Here is a 339-nt window from a genome sequence, read left to right as displayed (position 1 = left end):
CGTGGAAGTTGCCCTCCATCGCCACGATCGTGGCCCGGTTCTCCGGGACGCCCTTGACGAGGTACCCCCACTTGCGGGCCACCTTGATCGCGGTCTCGACGGCCTCGGCGCCGGAGTTCATCGGCAGCACCATCTCCTTGCCGGTCAGCTGGGCGAGGTCCCGCGCGAACGGCCCGAGCTGGTCGTTGTAGAACGCCCGCGAGGTCAGCGTCAGCCGGCCCAGCTGCTCCTGCGCGCGGGCCACCAGGCGCGGGTGCCCGTGCCCGAAGTTCAGCGCGCTGTACCCGGCCAGGCAGTCGAGGTAGCGCCGCCCCTCGACGTCGGTCACCCAGGCGCCCT

General features: G+C 71.7%; 1 protein-coding gene. It reads right to left on the bottom strand.

All coding sequences use genetic code 11. From position 1 onward, the window contains the following. The coding region (locus tag EKO23_RS24935) for an aminotransferase class III-fold pyridoxal phosphate-dependent enzyme (protein WP_134721283.1) at positions 1-339 on the bottom strand (339 nt) is incomplete at both ends.

The organism is Nocardioides guangzhouensis, assembly GCF_004519545.1.
GTDB lineage: Bacteria > Actinomycetota > Actinomycetes > Propionibacteriales > Nocardioidaceae > Nocardioides > Nocardioides guangzhouensis.
The sequence above is the reverse complement of the archived record's forward strand: the minus strand, read 5'-3'. Positions and strand labels throughout refer to the sequence as shown.